Origin of the sequence: Thermogutta sp. (genome assembly GCF_039793925.1) — a bacterium.
Lineage (GTDB): Bacteria > Planctomycetota > Planctomycetia > Pirellulales > Thermoguttaceae > Thermogutta.
On the sequence record NZ_JBAMME010000342.1, the window covers coordinates 1 to 17,955 of the forward strand.

Genomic DNA, 17,955 nt, shown 5'->3' on the forward strand with positions numbered 1-17,955 from the left:
CATCGTCGGGTACTTGGGAGTACAATTCTGAGACGGAGTACGCAACCGACTACACTAATATCACTCGGGGATGGTTCCTGGGTCTGTCGCAGATGGGATCACTGTCAATCAGTAGCATATCCGGTTCGTACTACTGGATTCGGTTTTTGTGGAGGGAGCGATGGCTGTAATTATCAGATGCCGCAATCTGACCACGACTAACATAATCTCGGCGAGGTGGGAGGAACTAGTAGACGGCGGTTGGGGCAACGCCATCGTGGAGGCAGTATTCCCTAGCGACGATATCCCAAGTGTCGGTGACGCCCTGGATATCTATAAGGATGAGGAGCTGGTATGGAGCGGCAGTGTAGAATCGGTGGAGGAGGAAGGTGTTGCGCCTAGGACGGTTAGGATAGAGGCATCCGGACCTGTAGCCAGGTTAGCGACAGTACCGGTATTCTCTCGATACTACGCACACTCCTACAGTTCTAGCGCCGATGTTGGGTATGCGGCGGTTTGGCTCAACGGCAGATTTATCGCTCCCATTCTCGGCGCGGCGGAGGATGCCAGCAAGATCGATACCAATACCGGTTACAAGTTGTACTACGGAGACTGGTTACATACGACGGCGGATTCGGTTATCAGGGCGATTAGAGACCAATCGTTTGGCCAGGTAGCCTGGGGATTCTTCCGCAACTCTGTCGGAGAGTATCAGCTGTACTTCCGGAGGCTAACGGACAGCCCAAGCTACGTACTCGACGATAGAAGCATCACCTTGACCGAGCGTCGACGTCCTATATCGCTATCCGAGGTCGTCAATGCGATCAGGCTCGTCGGCGGCACCAGTCAATACGCCAATCTCCTGCCAAACGGATCGCTCCGGTATATTAGTGCTCCGGGCTGGTGCGCCGGGAATCTACTTACCGACGGCGGGTTTGAGACCGATCTGTTACATTCAGTAGACTCATACAGTCAATCTTGTATCAGAGGACCCAAACCTTGGCTTACCGCGGGCAATAATCTGGCTACTAGGTTTTGGGAGAATAACCGCTACCAGATCAAGCCGAGAACGGGTGAGTACTGCGTAGAGTTTGACCCGACACCGACAGCACCGGAGTATCTATGGCAGATCGTACAGTTCCCGTCCCAAGTAGGAGGCCAAACATTCCGACTAGGTGCATTTGCGTATAAGCGGGTGTTTGGTAATACGCCTACATATCCGATACTCACCCTGGCCCTCAAGGCATACGATGCCTCCCGTAACTACCTGAGCACATTCGCATATCAGGAGTTCTATATATCCAATGGGGCATATGAAGAGGTGGCCGTAGAAGGTGTTGCACCTACCGGTACAGTATATATCGAGGCATTTCTCAGAGCGTCTACACCTTCGGGCACCTCTTGGCCGGAGACAAGTTTCATAGTCGATGACATATATCTGGTACGGCCGTATCTAGCTAGCCAATCAAACTGGGAGATCTACCTGCCGAGGGACAGCAACGGAGATCATGCTCTGTACTCCGTGACCTGGGACTACCCGGCACGGGTGTACGGTGAGAGCTTCGAGGACTGCGCGATCAAGATCTCGGTAACATCCGCATCAACGACGACACCGGTAGTACTCCGCTCTGTACCTGGTAATGCACTGGACGAGAACGAGCGTCGGACCGTCGGCTACCGGATGTACTACAAAGGCCCAACCGGTAAGCCTCTTGGTGTCGGCCTGTTACTACGGGACAAACGTAACGGAGATCTAATGCTATCCTTGGGGCCTAATGTCACTCTCAATGGCCAGGTTCAGGAGTCGTATGCTGGTACCACAAACCTGCAGGGTAGCTATGTCGTCGTCGGTGCTGGTATCAAGATTACCGAGCCGGGTGACTACTACCTGTACGCATCACAGATCTTCAGACCTCCGCTAGTCGGAGGTGTTGCTCCTTACATCCCTGAGTCGAGGTACGAGTGGGATTTCAGGACCGACAATGCCGGACCGTTTACTACTCCGATCGATACAGATCAGCTACCGGAGGAGGTGCGTAATAGCATATCGACCTACGGTGTCCGGTGGGAGTTTATCAACGACGACTCCATTACCAGCACCGAGGATGCCAAGCAGTATGCCCTGACCTACTTCGCACGTCGCGGTGGGCCGAAGAAGAGCTACCTGCTTACGTATTCCGGTCCTCAATACTTCCAGATCGCTAGAGACGGTACCCATGTGGGATTAGTACGGATCGGCGAAGGGTTGTACGCTATCTGCCGCATCGAAACCGAATTCGACGACGGCCGACTAGTACAGACGCTGGAGCTCAACGACTACTATCCGTCGATGGCACGGCTCTTTGAGCGGACCGGGAAGAGAGTGTTTGGGCTGGTCCGTACACCAACCGGGGCGGAACCTTCTGTCCCTACTGTACCCGATGTCCCGCAGATATCCATCGACATTCCTCCTACGTCTCTACCGATCTACGTGTCCGGGAGTCTGATTGGCGGCGCACGATCCCTGGACTTTAGAAGCACAAGCGAATCGATTGGCATTACGGGCACATATGAGGACACGGGACAGGCGGTGTTGGATCTATCAGCGTCCCATCAGTCTCTACTGGATCTGCAAGGAGGCACCGCATCCGAGCGCTACCATCTCACCGCCGACCAGCATGCGGGTCTTACCGGCGGCGGTAACACCAGTCTGCATCTGCACGATGACCGGTACGGGCGGTTATCAGCTACTAATACGTGGACTGCGGCAAACATCTATCAGGACTGGATCAGAGGGCCGAACACCTCCATGATCCGGGAGACATACTTTGGATACAGTCAGCTCTATAGAGTAGTGCAGATCGGAGCACTCGGATCGCAAAGAGCCATCGCGATAGGATGCGATCCTAGTACGGTGACGGGCGGAGCATTCTCCGGTGACGAGATAGTCCTGCCTAACGCTGTGGAGATATTGACACCCAACAGTAGCGGATCGGACTTTCTATCTCTGATCCAGATCACGAATGGTAAGATCGGACTACGCACCTCCCCGAGCTACACTCTTGATGTCGGAGGCACCATCCGAGCTGAGGGCGGTGAGGTGATCGCCAGGTACAACGCCTCGGGTTGGCCGTCGTATGGGCTTTACTTTTACAACAGCGGATCATCTGGCTACTACCCGATGTTGAAGCTGGTACGCGGCAGGGGATCGACGTCGTCACCTTCCGATGCGACAGTAGGCGACTATATCGGAGCGGTGAACCTGTATCCGAGGGTAGGAGGGGCGGAAGGTTTGTCGGTATCCCTGCACGGCATACTGGAGGCAGTATCCGGTACCTATGCTCAGTGCTATCTCCAGCTCCAGATGCGGAAGTCCGACGGCACATGGGCCTATCCGCAGAGGTGGCGGGCAGGAGTCGTGGAGTTCCCGATCGGGGTATTAGCACTAGGGTCATCAACTGCGACCAGCGGCGCTATACGTTTGCCCAATCAGCAGTACATAGTGGCTCGTAATGCCGCAAATACGGGTGACATCCAGCTAATAGGAGCCGATGCGTCGAACAGAGTGGTATTGGGCGGCAGTACTGCTCAGGTTGTGGTCGGCGATATATACTCAACCGGTAATATCTCTCTGGACACAGGGAAGACGGTAGACGGTGTTGACGTCGATGTTCATGCCCAGAATCCTAATGCGCATCATAACCAACAGCATGCTCTCGACGGTGAGGACCATACCCTGCCAGAGACCTGGACCCCAACTATGAATATCGAACTATACCCTCCCTCGGGGCAGGCGGCACCTTTATTCTCTATCCGAGCATCCGATGGCGGATATGCGATAGTTGAACCCACCGGAATCGAACTCGGAAATCGGAGCGGTAGTGTGGACTTGAGCTGGGACGGAACCTCCTTGTCCCTATCACAGCCGATCCGGGTCTCGGGCAATATATACACATCCGGAAATATAACTCTAGATGCTGGGAAGACGGTAGACGGTGTTGACGTCGATGCCCATGCCCAAAATCCCGACGCTCACCATAACAGACAGCATGCTCTCGACGGAGGCGATCACGTTCTACCCACTACCTGGAGTCCGAGTATGAATATCGATCTGTATCCGCCCTCGGGGCAGTGGACACCTTCCATCACCACTAGGACCACTGATGGTAGATACACAGCGGTCAGGGCGACTCAGATCGAGATGTCTATACCTGGTAGCTATGTAGTGTTGAACTGGGACGGAACCTTCCTGTCATCATCGCAACCGATCCAGGCATCGCGAGCTAAATTGACAGGCAATCCTCCCCTGGAATTATCATCTCGAGATCGGATTATCAATCTCAATGCCGACCTATTAGACGGCTATGAGGCAAGCGAGTTCGGAAGGTTGAACGCCGCCAATTCGTGGACGATAACGCAGAGTATCTTCGATGTTGAAGGTCCCTATTCTACTTCTCTCTACATCTACAAGAGCGTAACTTCCAGTAGTTCTACCATAGAGATGCTAGATCTGTTAGTGTCGGCCGATGCCCAGAATGCTGTCCCTAGTTATGGAAGTCTGATTGGCATCAACACAGCTGTCCAGACTGATTATGCGCAGAGTTGCGTAATATACGGAACCAAGACGGAGGTTGATTATTCTGCTCCCAGCACAGTTACAACCGGAGCTGTCTATGGGTCCCGTATAGCAGTATCCGATAATACCTCGGCACCAACCTGCATAGGATTTAGTGTTATTGTATCCAAGCCCAATGCGCCTACCTACGTACGGGGAATTCAAGTTTCAGTGCCGGGAGAGGGCATCGCAATCGATGCTTACGGGAAGTGCTATTTTGGTTCGGTATCTACCGGAGGTCCGTACTGGACATTCGGTGGCTACACAGGAGGAACGATCACGGCTACTGGCTACGTAACCGTAACTCTTGACGGCACGACATATAGACTCTTGGCATCTACGGCGTAAAGGAGGTGAACAAGGTATGCGTGCGATAATATCAGGCATCAAGACTGCGGTGGTTGTTGCGGCATCGGCGTTTGTGCTCCAGATGATCGATATAGTGGTCAACTACATCCTAGGCCACACGCCGGTGTGGCTCCAGCCATGGAGTCCGGTACTGGTACCGCTCGCAGGTGTGATTAAGAGCCTAGTAAAGCAGTGGGAACTACGAGCGGCTCGGAGGGATCAATAATATGAATAAGGACATCACCGGTAATCTCGCACAGGTCATAGTCAGCTACAACGCTCGCCTGCAAGCGATCCGGGAGCTAATCCAATCCCTGCTCGTGCAGGAGCGGCAGATCGTAGATCAGCTCAATGCGGCATTGTCTCTTGTCGCGGAAGATCCGGCGGCGGTATCGGCGATTAAAATCGACAAAGCTAGTGTGGAATTAGGATCAGAGGATGGAGTACAGGGAAGATCTGCGAGAGTTGAGAAGACGGATTGACGCGATAGAGCAACAACTAGCGGAGATGAGAGGATTGTGCAAGGCGATCGCCATATTAACCCCGATGTTGTTCACGATTCTCAACCTTCTGCTCCGGATTCTGAGGATAGCATAATGAGGACAGTATACATGGTGTCGCTACTACTAGGCTTGATCGCCAGCGGAGTACTGATGTGGGCAATAAGATAGTAGTACCTACGCCGATAGCCGGTGTTCGGCTTACATACCAAGGCCAGGATCTGAAACGTATCTATATCCACGAGCAGTTCCTCCCGCTCTTACAGCAGGTATTGGACAGACTCCGCCTAAGAGCAGGATTAGTGGCTATCGAGACTCTCGGGATCTACAATCTCCGTAAGGCACGGAGGTCCTCTCGGCTTAGCCAACACGCCTATGCCAGCGCCATCGATCTTGCAGGATTCCGGGTACAACATCTTCCCGAACCGATCCGAGTCGATCGCGACTGGACCACCAGGAGGCCATTCTTCCGACTACTAGAGCAGGAGTGTCTGCGAGCATCGGCAGGACACCGGTACGAGTACGTCACTCCTGACGACGATCCGGACCTGCACAACGACCACATCCATTGGGGCATCTGGCCTGATGATTGAGGGGAGAGCACTGAACAGTCCGTGACTCTCCCCCTAACCTCCACTACTACCGCTCAACTGCATCCCTAAGATCATAGGACCGCACCTTCTCTGTCCTCAGATTTGCTACGAAATTGCTACATAGAAATCGTCGAAAAGGTGTTGACTTTTTCGGCGGAATCAGGTATAATTTGTGCTGGAGGTGTGGAGAATGAAGTACGAAGTTAAACGAGCTTGTGGTCATGTGGAGAAAGTTGAACTCTTCGGTCCGCATAAGGATCGAGAATGGCGACTGAAGAAGGAGGCCGAGAAGAAGTGCCTCCAGTGCCGTGCTAACACTGCGGTCCCTGGTCTGCCCATGCTGGAGGGCACTCCCAAGCAAGTAGCATGGGCTAACGACATTCGTTCCAACATTCTGCGCCAGGTAGAATCCCTCCGGTCCGAGATCGATCGGCTCTTTCCCGATCATCCCGAGACCGAGAAGGTAACTCGGGCGATCGAAGGTTTTGTCGCTGAGCTGGTCACAAAGACCAGCGCATCCTGGTGGATCGACAACCGGACGATGGCTATCCGGGAGGAGATCCTGAAGAGACTGAATTAGGAGGACAGAGATGACTGAGATGAAGCTAATCAATCTGACGCCACATGCTATCTGCGTGCGCTCCGGCGATCAGGAGGTTGTAATCCCTCCGAGTGGCCAGATCGCCAGAGTCAAGGTTGACTATCGGCCGCACGAGATTATTGTTGTGGATGGACTATCCATCCCGGTCTCGCTGGAGCTGAAGGCGGAAGTAGAGGGTTTGCCCGATCCCCAGCCCAACACGAGGTATATCGTTTCTCGCGTCGTCTTGGACGCATGCCTGGAGAGAACCGACCTCATGGTCCCGGACACCTCTCGTGCCATCCGGGATGAGAAGGGGAACATCGTGGCGGTGCCTGGTTTCATAGTGACTGCCTAGTCACGTTGGGGAGGAGATGAAAATTCCGCGAAATCTCCTCCCCAAGATCGTTGAAAAACACTTGACTTTTTCGCGGGGATCTGAAATAATTTTGATTGGAAGGAGGTAATGGGAGATGAGAAAGCTGAAGGATCCGAAGGTTGTGGTTGAATTGGTGCGTCGGGCTAACGAAGAGGGCAAGTTGTGCTGGGTCCGGTACTGCAACGATAGCCCGACTCGGGACATTCGCCGCACTAGTCTGAACCATGCCACTGGACGTCCTGAGGGAGGCACCGATCTCCGGACAGGCGAGTTCATCGGAGGCTTGTCCGTGATAGAGCTCCAACCTCTCCGGATCCTTCGGGATTGCGAGGGCTACCCAATCGAGGTACGTCCAGATTGGGATCGGATCTCAGGGAGAATGACTCCCGAGGAATTCATCACAAGAAGGATCGGCGAGTATGCCTATGCGTACTCCCGAGGTTACATCCTCACTGGTCCCTACATCGGAGAGGGCAGTGATGGGGAACCTCTAGTCGGGAGGCCTCGGGAGATCTTGGCGGAGTTGGATATGAACTTCGCCTGGGATTGTGGGGAGAAATATCACGAAGACATGAGGAGGAGTTAAGATGGGTAAGGTTGTGGTTTACATGCCAAGGTTTTACGTTGGGTGCGTCTCCGTTGATGGAGCTCGCCCGCCTTTCAAGAAGATCTCTGTGCTCGAGGGCGAGTACATCCGCCTCGGTGTAGACAGCTGTGCATCCATGATCGATCGTAGCCGGTTTCGCGGCCGGCTATCGGCAGAAGGTGTGTACGTAGTGGTTGGAGTTGATCGTGACATGGTTGGCACCGACCATGTCGAGAATCTGAAGAAGATTTGGGATTACGGCGATCACCATGGTGGTGAATATGCCGCCCTCTGGAAGGTTGAGGATCTTACTAAGCCCTGGAAGATCGTCTTGCATTCTTGGGGTTACAAGAAGCGTGACCTGGAGCACCATGCCCTGCGGGGCGAGGGTGCTCAGGCAGAAGATTATACCGATGAATACGAGCGGGAAACCGCACCGCAGATCTAAGAGGGAGGTAGAATGATGAAGAGACTGCGCAAGGTTAGCAAGATTGATTATGTACCCATCGCCGATGTCCGGTTTGGCGAGCAGGGACCCATAATCGAGAAGCTGGAGAGCCTCGGGATACCGTTCGACGGATGGGACAGCTGGATGTTTGTCCAGGACGGACAGCTCTGGGAGCGGATCTATGTCCATCCGGATCTCGTAGGTTTGGTAATGGAGCAGGAGGAGGTAGAAGGTTGATGTTCGGGGAGGCGAGAAGACTGGTGCCGGTCTTCTCCCTCCCCACATTACGTAAGGCGAAACCTGCTCCCAAGCAGGTCGCGATGGGATGCCCGTCCATCGCCTGAAGAGCCAGGGCATAGGAGGAGGTAACATGAGACGAGTAGAGTATCGTGACTGTGTCAGGTGTCATGGCACCGGATGGCTGTTAGATCACAGCCGAGGCGCCGCTGACCTCTGCCCTCGGTGCCATGGTTGGGGCAGTGTACCAGAGCCCCAGTCGGCCGAATGTCCACTGTGCAGAGGCGCCGGATATTCAGGTTCCGGCCGCCGAGACTACTGTCCTCTCTGCCACGGAGACGGTAGAGTACATCCCTCTGTGGCCCGCCACTACCTCAAGAGGAGGATTCCCGATGGTACCTACGCTCGTTAGATTCTCAGATCACGTACTAATCATCGGGGATCGCAATCCCCTCGATGTGGAGGATCTAATCCTGATCGATGAATGCCGGCAGGCGAGGAAGGTGTATACCCTATGGCATATCCTGAGTCCTCGCTGGAAAGCACTGCTGGCAGACGACTGGGAAGCAGGACCTCTGACGACTACGGTCTCTCGTGCTGTGATAGCATGGAGAGACGAATACGGTCCCCTGGGGTACGATCCCATCCTCGCGCTCGGACAGGAGGAGCTCGCCAGGCTGGAGTTAGCACTCTCTGCCGGCGAGGTGCTCCTGAAGGAGGTCCAAGGATGGGGATACTCCCATCTGCTGGTGTGGCAAGATAGAACCATTCTTGCCGAGCTCCTATACCGGAAGGAGGTGTAACTATGAGGTACTATTCCCGACCGGACGGCACTCTCTGGTCAGCTCGGCGTCGGCTCGGATTGTCTCGTAGAGCTTTGGCCGAACGAGCAGGCACGACCGAGCAGGTGATCAAGCTGTGGGAGATCTACTCTATTAGGCCTGATCGTGATACCCAGGCCAAAATACTACAGGTGTTGGGTCTACCTCTCGAGGAGGTAGTTGATGTTGACCATGTGTAGGATCTGCGGTCTGCCTGTTGAAGTCGATCCGATCACGCACGAGTGGCGGCACTGCGAGGGCGGCCGAGTCGGTGTACGGTGTAGCGACTGCGGTACGTACTGGGCCAAGCCTTGGGTGTTCTGCCCACTGTGTGGATCGGCCGATATATATCCAGATCACCTCGCTGTCGCTCTCGAGGAGGAACGGAATGGCGAAGAGGCGCGATAACTCCCGTACTTCCCTGGACGGTCACCTCGAGCTCGTGAAGTACTGCATCGAGGATTGGGTCCAGCACGTCGGCAGATACCAGCAGAAGGTGACTCGACTCCTCGAGAGCAGACCTCACAGGATCGGGCTAAGCGATCTAATAGATCTCGCCTGGCCGTTTCCATCGTCCCTGATCATAGGAGTCCTGGCAGATTGTACGGGATGGACTCGGGAGGCAGTTTGTCATGACATACTCTCGAGGGTACCTCACTATCTCAGGACCAGGAGGTTGATCTTGATTGATCGAGTACTGCAGACAGACCTCCCTTGCCTCGATGAGCGTCTTCGGGAGGTGCTGGAGGAGGCAAAGAGATGTGGCTGATCTTAACTGGTGTCAACGGTGCGGGCAAGACGTCACTCCTCCGTCACTACGCCACCACACTGCGCAGGAAAGGTTACCATACGATCTACGCTCACTGTGACGTTTGGCCGTACCACTCTCCGTTTGCGTATGAGCAGATCGTACCACTGGCCATGTCGCCTAATTGGCTGGTGCTCCAGGATCGGTGCTGGATCGACGAGTGGGTGTATCACCAGCTGGAGGATCGGCCACCGCACTTTGACCCGACGCTAGTCGAATGGTGGCTGGGGAGACTGGTAGCAGTAGGTGCAACGGGAGTAATCGCTACCCGATCGTACAATCCGACTGAACAGACTGACCGTTGCGCAGACCTGTACCGAGAGTGGGCTCGTCGCTACCCCTACTGGAGGGTATGTGACGAGCCTCTCTCAGAAGAGCTCATCGCCGGCTGGATAGAGGAAACCAGGATGAAGCAGTACCGATGGTCCGCCGGCAACTACTTTGGGCCGCAGACTCCGGAGCTCGTAGTGGTCGGTACCGAGCTGGAATCGACATTCGTCAGATACGCTCCAGCACTATACAGCAGACCGGAGCTCCGGGAGGTTGTACCTCCGGAGCGTTGGCCGTCCACACTATGGGTGTCTGGAGTAGGGCACCTTGAGTCGGTATTGGGAGACTGCGAGGTTAGGCTTCGCAGTACCGGGTACTATACTACGATTATGGAGGTGATTAGGCATGGGAAAGAAATCTGAACGTCTGGATTGGCAAACCGATCTCGAAGAGGTATTGGCAGGCATCACCCAAGCCCACGAGGTTCGAACTGCTCGGCGGGAGAATCTATACAGGTTGGAAACCGAGATCGAGCAGATACAGAACCAGATCGCCAGCGGTGTATCCCTTAAGGAGCTTGGAGATTATATGGATCTCCTCGCCAAACTGAGGGAGAAGTGGTACTCCTTGATCGCCGAGGAGGACAGCTGGGACCATTATCGTGGGCGACTGCAGTCCATCCTGGGTGGTCAGCTCAATCTGCAGAGGGCCGTAGTCCGGTACGGCGGCTATATCGTGGACTATGCCAACGGCATGGTCCAAGTGATGAAGCCAGAGTCTGAATAGAGGAGGAGGTGATACCATGGAGGCTAGAGAATTGGGATTTGACACATCGTTAGAAACCGAGGAAATGTCACTGCCGAGGATCCGGCTGGTCCAAGCACTGTCGCCAGAGGCCATGGAAGGGTCCGCTAAGCCTGGAGATTACATCCTGCCCGACGGATCGCGGGTTTCTGAGATTGTAGGTGTACTGCTAGGAGTGCGTCGGTGCCGGTACTACAGGACGGCGGAAGGTCTGATGTGCTCGTCGATCGGAGCCACTATAGGTACCGGAGATCCCGGAGGCGAGTGCGCTCAGTGCGAGCTGGCGAAATGGTCGGTGCGAGAGGAAGGTGAACGAGTACCTCCTGCTTGTACTCTCACGTACGAGTATCTCCTGACGGGTAGCTACGGAGTTGCCGTGCTCTCTATTAGCACTAAATCTGCAGGTCACGTAGCGTCACAGCTCAATACTCAGATACACCTGTTTGGCGCTGGCACTGTGGAGGTAACACTCGGCACACAGCTCGTGCAACGGCCGAATAGACGGTACTACATTCCTCGGGTGCTGGGATTCCGACCAGTGGGGCGACAGCTACCCGACGGATCATCTGAGTCTCAAGCTCCCGAGTTCTCGGGATCTGGCTAAGCATCAGTAGGGGAGAGGTGATCGCCCTCAGAGGGGGGATTGCCTCTCCCCTCAGTTTCCCTGAAGGAGGTGTGGTATGAAGAGACCAAGCTGGGAGGCAACATGGCTAGAGGTAGCGAGGGTAGTGGCTAAGAGGAGCACCTGTCGTCGTCGGAATGTCGGTGCTGTGATCGTTGACGATTTGAACCGTGTCGTAGCGGTAGGCTACAACGGTGCGCCGAGGGGAATGGCGCACTGTATAGACGTAGGCTGTTTGCTGGACCAAAATGGTTCCTGCATCCGGACTGTACATGCCGAGGTCAACGCCATCGCCCAGGCTGGTACGCAGGCGAGGGGAACTACCCTCTACACCACCACAGCTCCCTGCCTGCATTGTATGTACCTGATTATCCAGTCTGGGATCAAGAGGGTAGTATACAGCGACATCGGACCGCATTCGTGTGAGCTAGACTATCTCAAAGATGCCGGAGTTGAGGTAGTGCAGTACAAGGAGGAGGTTACAGATGAAGAGGCCTAAGATAATATACACATCGCTAATCCCAAGGCCTGAGAATGCCGAGATGTTGGCACGACATATCGGAGGCACCGCCGCACACTACTGGACCCTACCGCAAAACGAAGATTGGAGCTCCATTAGCCATCTCCTGATAACTCTCCCATTTATGGGTTCCTATTGGACCAAGAAAACATGCTGGAGAATAGTAATCTGGGTGTGGGAGGCGATCAGGGCAGGTGTACCGACTATTGTGTATGCTCCGGATGCCCTGATGATCTCGTACATGGTACGGCTCTCGATAGAATCTGGTGGCGAGCGGAAGGGCCTATTCGGCAATTGGGTCCGGGAGCAGGGAGTACAGGAGCTAGTTCCTCTTGGCTACGGGCCAAAGACGGTGGCCGGGCCAATGTACGAGCTATACACCAAGATAATAGCCTGGCACGATCTCGCGCTAGAAGATGGTCCTCCAATGATCTGCTGGATGCATTATCAAGCCGAGGACGCCATGCGCCAGTGGTGGCAGACTCGGCGGAAGATAAAGCATCACCTTCAGAGACTATTTGTGTGGGACCCGGGTCCTATACTCGTCGAGGCAATCCAGGAGACGATCAGAGCTCGTCGGGACAGCCTGGTAGTGGCCAGCGGTTGGAGATCGCCATGTTGGGAGGTGGATGCCCTACGGAGGCGTAATCAGGATCTGATCACAGAGCAGATCGCGGGCAAGACTACCTGGCCTGTAGTGAGATACGGGGCCGGGTACCGGAAGGTACCGGGCGAGGTCCTAATCAACGAAATCCTGCCGACGGTAGAGGGCACGATCCTCTGGCGCGAAGATGCTAATCCGCAACCGCCGGGACACTTCAGACCTCGCATGTACATCACTACCGAGGTAGGTACCCCTATGGGCCGCACCGTTGATTATTATCATTATCTACCGGTACCCATAGAGGTGATACCAACATGCCTCGAGATCGAGCGACTGTACAGTATGAAGGGGTCCGGTGCTCTCCGCGATCTTGCCGCCGAGCAGAGATCGACTCTCCACAGCATCCTGCCGCCGAGGGAATGGTTTCTGGAGGTATCCTGGCCGAGAGTAACGGCGCACGCAGATAACTGGTGGGATGCTAATATGGCCAACCTGCAGACTCTCTGTAAGACCATAGACTAAGGGAGGAGGTGTTGACCTATGGTACATGTGTTTGAATATCCAACTATCGACAATCTCAAGCAGGCCATCGATGACTATGGCCTCGATGTTGTGGTACGCAACCTTCAGACCAAGGAGCTTATCGACGTTGCCGCCAGGTGGCGGATCGGGCAGAGCCCATATCGTACCGGTATGGCGCGGCGACTCGGTATCCTCGAGGGATTGATGATAATCGCGGGTAGGTTCTCTCTGGACGCTGTCAAGACGGTAGCTCCAGGTGCTGATCCTACCCTGTTTGGCCCCATGGCCCAATACGGTCCAAGACTCCGCCATCAGTGGCCTCGATGTGTATCTACATTGCGTCGTGACCCTGCAAGTCGCCGTGCGGTCATGGTGCTCCCGAGATGGACTGAGACGGCTACCCCAGACTGTCCGTGCACTGTGGCTGTTCAGTTCCTCATCCGAAGAGGAGTGCTCACTATGCATGCGTACTACCGATCATGGGATATCACTTGGGGTGTCCCGTATGATGTGATGTCCCTCGGTCTTGTAGGCGTAGTGACCGCGCACATCCTGAACGTAGTGCCCGGAACACTAACCGCCTACGTTGCATCCCTACACTGTTACGAGAGTACGGAGGATCGAGCCGCCGGAAATACGATGCTGTCGGTCGGTGCTCACCTCGGAAACAATCCTAGGGATGTCAGACGGACAGCTGACCTCCTCGTTTCAATGCCCGGGAAGATATATGAGTACTGCACTCTGGAGGAGGCGATCGCGTATGATTAAGCCTGCGCAGAGCCAGCTAGTACTCCGAGACCTTGACCAGGTAATCAGTGTATATCGAGGATGTAACCGTATCGGTATCGATATAGAGACCACAGGATTGCATCCCCAACGCGATCAAGTCGAGGTAATTAGTCTCTCCGGTGATGGAGTGCCTCCCGCAGTGCTCCACCTCCGGGAGCTAGGACTAGCCGGTGCTACTCTTCCGCAGGAGCTGAAGGATATCCTGTCTCAGGCTACCCTGGTCGGACACAATATTACGAATTTCGACTTACCTTTCCTCCGCAGAATCGGCATAATACCACAGCATCCCTGGTACGATACACTACTGCTCGAACAGCTCGCCAATACAGGGAGGAGGTCCGTCGGTAATGATCTCACCTCTGTCTTGAAGAGGCGGCTCGGTGTGACTATTGACAAGTCTCTAGCCCAGCAGATGTCGTGGCGGACTGGGAGACTTATGGATGAGCAGGTCGCGTATGCGGCTAATGATGTCGGATGGCTGTTGCCTCTGGCTAGCAACCTGCTGGGGATTATACGGGACCATCACCTTGACGACTCCCTCCAGCTCGAGCTGGACTGCCAGCTGGCTACCTACCACATGCGGTGCAACGGTGTCCCGATCAAGCTGTCTAAGCTAGCGGCTACATACCAGGAGCTCCGTCGTGAGCGGGCAGAGGCCGAGGCGGTGCTACGAGACTACGGTATCCGTAATCCGGCATCGACGGTGCAGGTCCGACATGCCCTCAATCAGCTAGGCCTGCACCCTCCGACGACTAACCACGAGGTACTGGAGTCTCTGCGCGGATCGGTACCCGATGGTACTGACCAGGCTCGGGTGCTCGATGCCATACTTAGGTATCGGAGCGTAACCCGCCTGATGATGTATGACGAGGACTGGGTGCACAAGTATGTGATAGACGGTAGAATCTATCCATCGTACAGCCAGCTGGGTACTGAGCCTGGACGGTTTGCATCTCGTGAACCTAACATACAGCAGTGGCCGAAGGTGCTACGAGCCATTGTAGGGGCAGAACCGGGGAAGCTCCTGGTATGGGCCGACTACAAGCAGATCGAAGTTGTGACTGCTTGCACATGGTACGGAGATCAGGTGCTCCGGGATCTGCTCACTAAGGGAGTGGATGTGCACCGGAGAGTGGCATCTCTGGTATGGGGTATCGATGAAGAGCAGGTGACTCCTGACCAGAGGGCGGAGGCTAAGATAGTAGTGTGGACGTTTCTGTTCGCCGGCAAACTACCCGACGACGTAAAAGCACAGCTGTGTACCCTATTCCCCTCCGTACTCGCAAAGCAGGGATCTGTGGAACGCCTCGTGAGACGCCACCAGAACACCGGGAGACCGATCATCGTACGACCTCGGTTGGGCCCGAGGCGGGAAATATCCACGACTGATCTCAGCGTCTCGAGAGTTGTTAACACTCTGGTCCAGGGTACCGCCGCTACTGGACTAAAACGTGCCCTGGCGAGACTGGCTAAGGAGGGACTCGGCCGCTATCTTGTGACCTGCGTCCATGACGAGATCGTCCTCGAATGCCCTGAGGAGGAAGCGGAGATGCTCGGTGAGCAGTTGGTCTCTATAATGCGGGAGGAGATGGAGGATCATCTCGGCATGCCTGTGGAGGTTAGTCTTGGTATCGGCAAAGAGTGGGCTTGAAGGAGGGGATCGCGTATGAAGATCGCAAATGCAAAATCTTGCGTGTATCGTGGTGGTGAGATCGATGACTCCTTTGGCCGCTCTGCAGATCTTATCGCGCTAACGGAGTTGCAGATTGTACTGGACGCCGGCCGCTGTGATCTCACACCGTGTAGTATACCGCCATACACCCATATCCTCCAGGTCCGAGAAGGTGACGGCGGTACTCTCTGGTCCCGATCGTGGCTGGTAACTCTGGTAGAGGAGAGGAGGTGAATACAAGATGGTGGTGATCGGACTGTTGCTACTACAGACAGTACTAGTCGGTACTCCGGACTGGGTGACGATCCGGAACATCCCTCAGCCGGCTAAACAATGGGCCGATGCGTCGTACTACAGCTGGCGGGAGTATCTCCGCTGGCGCAGTCGGCTGAATCTGCGATGGTCGGAGGAGGAGCTGAAGGTTGCACTCTCGTGGATGCAGAAACGGTATCCTCGCCATCCTGCCCTGCCGGCTATGCAGAGGGCGATCGCCGAACTCCGGAGGTCTGAATAATGTTCCGCAGGGGCACCTGGGGCCGGGGTGCCCCTGCGTAGAGGGAGGAGGTTGTGGAGAATGGGTGTTGATCCGGTTGTGACACTGCGCCAGGCTTCAACTTTATTTTGGCCTGTCCTGGCTAGAAAGTCAAACTATGGAGGTGATTGCCAGTGGAGAAAGAGCTGAATATGCTGGATTATGCACTTGCGTATGCTGAGTTGGGCTGGGCTGTTGTGTTTCTGGCCGAGAGGGAGAAGACTCCTCTAACCAGACACGGCTATGCCGATGCTACTAAAGATCCCGACAAGATCAAGCGGTGGTGGTCTCTGAGGCCGGAGGCTAATATCGGGATCAGGGTGGGTCGGGAGTCAGGGATCGTTGTTCTGGATGTCGATCCTCGTAACGGCGGTGACGAGACTCTTGCACGTCTATCGGAGCTGTACAGTCCGATACCAACTACTCCTACTGTCGCTACCGGCGGCGGTGGCCTGCATATGTACTTTGCCTGGCACGAGGACATACAGAATCGTGAGATCGGGCCAGGTCTGGAGCTCAAGGCGGATAGTGGATATGTGGTGGCACCTCCGTCGGTCCATCCTAGCGGTAACCGGTATGCGTGGGTGGAAGGGTTGGACCCATGGTCGGTCGGACTCGCTAGTATGCCGGTATGGCTGTCTACTGCTAAATCTGAGACTGCTAATATCGATCTGCCACTGAGAGTCAGACGTTGGGATCTGCTCCCTATCGGTAGGCGTAACACCTCATTGTTCCTCCTCGCACTCGTGGCCAGCACCCTCGGTATGTCTACGACTGCCCTACATCGGTACCTTGAGCTCCTAGTGGACAATCTGGTAGAGCAGACACCGGGTGACGCTATTGGCCTGCGTGAGATAGAGCAGATGGTGCGATGGAACGCATCGCACGACATCGGCGAACTGCTCAGCGTCGAAGATCCGGAGTCCGATAAAGGTGCCGCGGAGATGTTGTCGATCTTCTCCGACGGCCGGTATCTGTACTGTCCTGAGATCAAATCCTTCCTGCGCTGGCATCAGGGGCGATGGGAGCGGATGGATACAGGTCTCGGTATCGTGTACGAGCTGGCCAGCCTATTACGAATCACTGCCATGTCCCTCGGCGAACAGCTGGACCATGATATGCTCAAAAGGATGTGGAAGCTCTCGTCCTGCCTCTCGTCGGAGCCGAAGGCGGTGCGTGTCCTGCGGTCTGTGAGTACTACTAATATGGTGCGGTCAATCGATGAGTTTGACGACGATCCGTACCTGCTGAACTGTCGTAACGGTATCGTGGACCTCCGCACCGGGGAGATTAGGACGCAAACACCTGACGATCTGGTGATGCACTCTACCGGTGTGGACTACGATCCAACCGCGGAATCCCAGCTGTGGAATCGGTTCCTATCAGAAGCTACCGGAGGCGATCCTGCGCTCGTGGCGTATCTGCAGAGGTTGGCCGGGTACTGCGCAACCGGCTTGACGGAGTTGGAAACCTTCTGGCTCTTGCTAGGACCTGCAGGATCGGGAAAGTCTACGTTCACAGCCGCGATCAGAACAGCGCTCGGTAGCTATGCGAGGCATGTATCTAGCGGTCTGTTCGCCGTATCGGGCATCGGATCGGAGAGGCCGACTCCGGAGCTCGCTAGGCTGAAGGGATGTAGAATCGTCCTGGCTACGGAGCTGGAACCTGCCGCGACGCTGAACTCGCCGGTCGTTAAGGCTGTGGTGTCCGGTGAGGAGATCGTGGTCCGCGAGCTGTACTGCCCGCC

22 protein-coding genes are annotated in these 17,955 nt (G+C 55.2%); all 22 read left to right on the plus strand.

Annotated features, from left to right (window positions below; genetic code table 11):
- The first annotated feature begins 160 nt into the window (after positions 1-160).
- Positions 161-4,921, plus strand: a complete 4,761-nt coding sequence (locus ABJK56_RS18445) for a hypothetical protein (protein ID WP_347246155.1) — start codon at positions 161-163, stop codon at positions 4,919-4,921.
- Positions 4,922-4,937: 16 nt separating this feature from the next.
- A complete protein-coding gene (locus ABJK56_RS18450) occupies positions 4,938-5,147 on the plus strand; it encodes a hypothetical protein (protein ID WP_347246156.1) in 210 nt (69 codons plus the stop codon).
- A 1-nt stretch (position 5,148) separates the two neighbouring features.
- Positions 5,149-5,403, plus strand: coding sequence for a hypothetical protein (locus ABJK56_RS18455; protein ID WP_347246157.1), 255 nt, complete (start codon positions 5,149-5,151; stop codon positions 5,401-5,403).
- A 173-nt stretch (positions 5,404-5,576) separates the two neighbouring features.
- On the plus strand, positions 5,577-6,014 hold the full coding sequence (locus ABJK56_RS18460; RefSeq protein WP_347246158.1) for an extensin family protein: 438 nt from the start codon (positions 5,577-5,579) through the stop codon (positions 6,012-6,014).
- Positions 6,015-6,204: 190 nt separating this feature from the next.
- Positions 6,205-6,594, plus strand: coding sequence for a hypothetical protein (locus tag ABJK56_RS18465; RefSeq protein ID WP_347246159.1), 390 nt, complete (start codon positions 6,205-6,207; stop codon positions 6,592-6,594).
- A gap of 10 nt (positions 6,595-6,604) precedes the next feature.
- Positions 6,605-6,952, plus strand: a complete 348-nt coding sequence (locus ABJK56_RS18470; protein WP_347246160.1) for a hypothetical protein — start codon at positions 6,605-6,607, stop codon at positions 6,950-6,952.
- Between the two features lie 115 nt (positions 6,953-7,067).
- Positions 7,068-7,559 (plus strand): hypothetical protein, encoded by a 492-nt coding sequence (locus tag ABJK56_RS18475; protein WP_347246161.1) that lies wholly within the window; start codon positions 7,068-7,070, stop codon positions 7,557-7,559.
- 1 nt (position 7,560) lies between these two features.
- Positions 7,561-8,007 (plus strand): hypothetical protein, encoded by a 447-nt coding sequence (locus ABJK56_RS18480; protein WP_347246162.1) that lies wholly within the window; start codon positions 7,561-7,563, stop codon positions 8,005-8,007.
- A 12-nt stretch (positions 8,008-8,019) separates the two neighbouring features.
- Entirely contained in the window at positions 8,020-8,244 is a 225-nt protein-coding gene (locus ABJK56_RS18485; RefSeq protein WP_347246163.1) for a hypothetical protein, read from the plus strand.
- A 392-nt stretch (positions 8,245-8,636) separates the two neighbouring features.
- Complete coding sequence (locus ABJK56_RS18490) at positions 8,637-9,047, plus strand: hypothetical protein (protein ID WP_347246164.1); 411 nt, start codon at positions 8,637-8,639, stop codon at positions 9,045-9,047.
- 2 nt (positions 9,048-9,049) lie between these two features.
- Positions 9,050-9,265, plus strand: coding sequence for a helix-turn-helix domain-containing protein (locus tag ABJK56_RS18495; protein ID WP_347246165.1), 216 nt, complete (start codon positions 9,050-9,052; stop codon positions 9,263-9,265).
- Positions 9,249-9,473, plus strand: a complete 225-nt coding sequence (locus tag ABJK56_RS18500; protein ID WP_347246166.1) for a hypothetical protein — start codon at positions 9,249-9,251, stop codon at positions 9,471-9,473. The genes ABJK56_RS18495 and ABJK56_RS18500 overlap by 17 nt, the downstream gene beginning before the upstream one ends.
- Before the next feature lie 351 nt (positions 9,474-9,824).
- Complete coding sequence (locus tag ABJK56_RS18505) at positions 9,825-10,565, plus strand: ATP-binding protein (RefSeq protein ID WP_347246167.1); 741 nt, start codon at positions 9,825-9,827, stop codon at positions 10,563-10,565.
- On the plus strand, positions 10,549-10,929 hold the full coding sequence (locus tag ABJK56_RS18510) for a hypothetical protein (protein WP_347246168.1): 381 nt from the start codon (positions 10,549-10,551) through the stop codon (positions 10,927-10,929). The genes ABJK56_RS18505 and ABJK56_RS18510 overlap by 17 nt, the downstream gene beginning before the upstream one ends.
- 16 nt (positions 10,930-10,945) lie before the next feature.
- The gene (locus ABJK56_RS18515) at positions 10,946-11,551 is read left to right on the plus strand and encodes a hypothetical protein (RefSeq protein WP_347246169.1); all 606 of its coding nucleotides are present in this window, start codon (positions 10,946-10,948) and stop codon (positions 11,549-11,551) included.
- Between the two features lie 76 nt (positions 11,552-11,627).
- Entirely contained in the window at positions 11,628-12,068 is a 441-nt protein-coding gene (locus ABJK56_RS18520; protein ID WP_347246170.1) for a cytidine/deoxycytidylate deaminase family protein, read from the plus strand.
- Between the two features lie 43 nt (positions 12,069-12,111).
- Complete coding sequence (locus ABJK56_RS18525; protein WP_347246171.1) at positions 12,112-13,215, plus strand: hypothetical protein; 1,104 nt, start codon at positions 12,112-12,114, stop codon at positions 13,213-13,215.
- A gap of 18 nt (positions 13,216-13,233) precedes the next feature.
- Positions 13,234-13,983: a thymidylate synthase gene (locus tag ABJK56_RS18530; protein ID WP_347246172.1), complete on the plus strand. Its 750-nt coding sequence runs from the start codon at positions 13,234-13,236 to the stop codon at positions 13,981-13,983.
- Complete coding sequence (locus tag ABJK56_RS18535) at positions 13,976-15,655, plus strand: DNA polymerase (protein ID WP_347246173.1); 1,680 nt, start codon at positions 13,976-13,978, stop codon at positions 15,653-15,655. The genes ABJK56_RS18530 and ABJK56_RS18535 overlap by 8 nt, the downstream gene beginning before the upstream one ends.
- A gap of 15 nt (positions 15,656-15,670) precedes the next feature.
- Positions 15,671-15,910 carry a hypothetical protein gene (locus ABJK56_RS18540; RefSeq protein WP_347246174.1) on the plus strand — a complete coding sequence of 80 codons (240 nt, stop codon included), beginning with the start codon at positions 15,671-15,673 and terminating at the stop codon, positions 15,908-15,910.
- 7 nt (positions 15,911-15,917) lie between these two features.
- Entirely contained in the window at positions 15,918-16,190 is a 273-nt protein-coding gene (locus ABJK56_RS18545) for a hypothetical protein (RefSeq protein WP_347246175.1), read from the plus strand.
- A 170-nt stretch (positions 16,191-16,360) separates the two neighbouring features.
- Positions 16,361-17,955 (plus strand): phage/plasmid primase, P4 family (locus ABJK56_RS18550; RefSeq protein ID WP_347246176.1); only part of this gene is annotated, 1,595 nt, incomplete at its 3' end.